The following is a 3,670-nucleotide window of genomic DNA, read 5'->3' as shown; positions in this document are numbered from 1 at the left end:
TTCCTGGCCACCAACCTGGTCAAGGACGCCGACGGCGCGATGGCGCTGCGCGTCGGGCTCGACGAGATCAGAAACGGCTACGAGGACGTGATCGACGAGCCGGCCGGCGAGCGAGCGTTCGAGGGTCCGACGCTGGTGCTGCGCGGCGCCGACTCCCGTTATGTCACCGACGACATGCTCCCCACCCTGCGCGAGGTGCTACCCAAGACGCGCCTGGTGACGCTCAAGGCAGCCGGCCATTGGCTGCACGCCGATCAGCCCGAGGCGTTCCAGCAGGCGGTCGAGGCCTTCGTCGACGCCCACGACGACAAGCGCCCAGCGAGCAATGGCGACTAGAGCGCGGTGATGGTCAGCCGGTGCGCCTCGGCGTCGCGCAGGAAACGGTTGAGGATACGGTAGGTATCGACATCGAATTGCGGCGCCGCTCCCTTGATCCGTCTGGCCTTCGCCAGCGTCTCGCCGCTGCCGAGATAGCACCAGTGATCGACCACGTGGTAAGCCGAGCGGCGCGTCTCGGCACTGCGCTCGCGTATCACGATTCGCCCGGGCCACGGCCAGGCGTCGACCTTGAGTCGCTCGAGCGCCATGTGCGCCCGGGCGGTATGCGCCTCGAGCGACTCCTTCTGGCAACATGCACCGAGACACTTGCCTAGCTGCTGCTTGAAGCAGCGCCCTTTCCCCTTGTCCAGCCCCAGCACCTGGGCGCAGAGCTTGTGCTCGTCGCACAGCGTACGCAGCGCCTGCTTGGCCTCGGCTGCGTTGCGAAACAGCCCGAAGCGCTGGCCCGGTTCCGCATTGGCCAGCACGGCGCTGCCGGCCAGGGTCGGCGCGTGCTCGCCCTCCCCCCAATGCCAGGTCTTGAGCCGCCCCTGGCGGCGCAACTGGCGATTCATGATCGGCATCAGCTCCTTGATCAGCTGCGCCTCGCGAAGCTGCGCTCCCAGGTCCCCCGCCGTCTCTTCCCACTCGACGTGCTGGATCTGCTGGAGCATGCGCATCGCCTTGTCGTCCTGGTGATCGCGCTGGAAGTGGCCTTTCACCCGGTTACGCAGGTTGATGCTCTTGCCGACGTAGAGCGGCAATCGGTTGTGTCCGTAGAAGAGATACACCCCCGGTGCCGACGGCAGGTCCGCGATGATGTCGCTATCCAGGTTCGCGGGCAGGTTCTTGTGCTGCTGCTCCTGGGCGAGCGCCGCCTGCCAGGTCTCGCCATCGAAACGCTGCTGCCAGGTCTGCCACAGCCGCCAGAGTGCCTCGGCGTCATCCTCGGCGCGGTGAGCACGCTTGGGGTCGATCGCGAAACGCGAAAGCAGCGCCTTCAGGTTGTGCTGACGCTGCGCCGGCTCGAGCCGCCGGGAGATGCGCAGCGTGCACAGCACCTCGGGGCGATAGTCGAGGCCGGCGCGCTTGAAGGCATTGCGCAGAAAGCCCGCATCGAAGCGGGCGTTGTGGGCGACCAAACGACCGTCGCCCAGCCACTCCCGGAGCGCCGGTGCGATTTGTGCAAAGCTCGGGGCATCGGCGACCATGTCGTCATGAATGCCGGTCAGCCGGGAGATGAACGGCGGGATGGCGATGCCGGGATCGATGAGACTCACCCAGCGCTCGGTGATCTGCCCCTCGACGACCTTGAGGGCAGCGATTTCGGTGATCCGGTCGCGGGTGGCGCGGGTACCGGTGGTTTCAAGGTCGATGAAGATCAGCGCTTGCTGGCTCATGGCACTCCATTGAAAGGGGGATTTACTCCTGCAACGCGTGCGGGTCGATGGCCAGCCGCGAAACCGGCAGCGTCGTCTCGATGATGCCCCGAGAAAGAAGATAGGCTTCGAACGCCTGGTAGCGGCGGGTGTTCACCGCTGCCGGACTCAGCGACATGCGCCTTAGGAGTGCCTCCCAGCCGGCTTGGTTCACTTCGTTGTCCAGAATGGGGTGACGTTCGGTCACCAGTGCCCAGGCCGCCTCGGGATTATCGATCATCCAGTGGCTCGCCTGCTCCACGGCGGTCATGAAACGTGCGATGCTCTGGGCGGTGTGGGCAAGCGTCGTCGCATTCGCCACCACGACCAGGCCATCGTGGCGCGGGATGTCGATCTCTTCGTAGTGAATGACGCGACTGTCGATGCCTTCCGGGGCGAGCTGGTCCGGTAGCGTGGCGTAGTAGCCGTCGGCGATCACGTCGACCCGGCCATCGACCACCGCGGCGGCGGCGTCGAAGTGCACGTTGACCGGTTCGACGAAGTCGTCGGTCTGGCGAATCGACTGCGGAACGAGGCGCTCGGCCACCACGCTCTCGCCCTCACGAGTGGAGAAGCCGTAGCGCAGCCCGGCAAGCGCTGCCGGTTCGTCAGCGCTTGCCGTCGACCGGGTGACGATCACCGCGTTGAGCGGCGTCTCCACTAGCGTGCCTACCCTCACCAAAGGCTCACCGGCATGCGCCTGCAGATGCAGGATGGGTTCGCGGGTCAGCGCCAGTTCGACTTCGCCGGCGGTCAGCAGCTTGAGCGGCAGGGTCGGGTCCGCCGGGCTCAAAAGCTCGACATCGAGCCCCTGGTCCTCGAAGAGCTCACGCTCCTTGGCGACCACCAGTGCGGCGTGCTGTGGACTCAGGTACCAGTCCAGCATCACCGCGAACGCCTTGAGCGGTGGCGGGTCGAGCGGGGGCGGCAGCGCCAGCGTCGCCGATGGCGCGGGATCGCTGCTCGACGTCTCTTCCCCGGGGATCTCGTCGAGCTCCGGCTCAGGGGTAACGAGCAGCGGCTCACGCGGTGCTTCCCAGAGCCCATCGGGAACGACGACATCGGTATCGAGGGTCAAGCGCGCCCTTTCGGCCTCGCTGACCACCGCTTCATCGCTTGCATAGAGACTTGAATTTAAAAACAATAAATAGGCGATCAGCGCCGGTGTTCCATACCGTCGCCAAGGTAAAACCAGGTGCGCCATCACTCCACACTCCAAAGTCGTGAAGGCGGAGTGTAGCGGCAGGTCGGCGAGAATGACCAGTCTTCGATGACAGCACACACCGGTGATCACGATAAATTATTCGGTGACATGCAATAATAGAGCGGCATTGATGTAGAGACGGAGAAACATGGACACACTGTATACCTTTTTCCTGGTGGGCGGCGCCTTGATGGCGCTGAGCATTCTGGCCAGCCGGCTTTCATCGATGTTCGGCGTTCCGCTACTGCTGATTTTCCTGGGACTGGGGATGCTGGCGGGCGAAGAGGGGCTTTTGGGCCTGGCTTTCGACGACTACTCGATGGCCTTCACCATCGGCCATCTGGCCCTGGCGATGATCCTGCTCGATGGCGGACTGCGCACCCGCCTGAAAACCTTCCGGGTAGGCTTCAAGCCAGCGCTATCCCTGGCCACTGCCGGGGTCTTCGTCACCAGTGCCCTGGTCGGGCTGATCGCCATGTGGGTGTTCGACCTGTCCCTGGTTCAGGGGCTACTGGTCGGGGCAATCGTCGGTTCCACCGATGCGGCCGCGGTGTTCTCGATGCTCAGCGGTCGAGGAGTGAATCTCAACGAGCGGGTGAGCGCCACGCTCGAGATCGAGTCCGGCACCAACGATCCGATGGCGATCTTTTTGACCTTGATGCTGATCGAGCTTTTGACCGGCGACATCGGCGGGTTCGGCGATACGGCGATCTTCTTCATCGCCCAGTTC

4 protein-coding genes are annotated in these 3,670 nt (G+C 64.5%); 2 read left to right on the top strand and 2 right to left on the bottom strand.

What is annotated here, in order from left to right:
• On the top strand, positions 1-336 hold a 336-nt coding region (locus tag BIS11_RS13035; RefSeq protein WP_367399211.1), incomplete at its 5' end, for an alpha/beta fold hydrolase.
• Here BIS11_RS13035 and BIS11_RS13030 read toward each other — a convergent pair.
• The gene (locus BIS11_RS13030; protein WP_253421455.1) at positions 333-1,718 is read right to left on the bottom strand and encodes a 3'-5' exonuclease family protein; all 1,386 of its coding nucleotides are present in this window, start codon (positions 1,716-1,718) and stop codon (positions 333-335) included. The two genes, BIS11_RS13035 and BIS11_RS13030, sit on opposite strands and share 4 nt — an antisense overlap.
• Positions 1,719-1,740: 22 nt before the next feature.
• Entirely contained in the window at positions 1,741-2,940 is a 1,200-nt protein-coding gene (locus BIS11_RS13025) for an ABC transporter substrate-binding protein (RefSeq protein ID WP_253586214.1), read from the bottom strand.
• A 148-nt stretch (positions 2,941-3,088) separates the two neighbouring features.
• On the opposite strand from BIS11_RS13025, the gene BIS11_RS13020 reads away from it, so the two are divergent.
• A partial coding sequence (locus BIS11_RS13020) for a cation:proton antiporter (protein ID WP_253586212.1) occupies positions 3,089-3,670 on the top strand: 582 nt, incomplete at its 3' end.

The organism is Halomonas sp. 707D4 (genome assembly GCF_024158685.1).
Taxonomy (GTDB): Bacteria; Pseudomonadota; Gammaproteobacteria; order Pseudomonadales; family Halomonadaceae; genus Vreelandella.
This window is presented reverse-complemented; position numbering and strand designations above follow the sequence as displayed.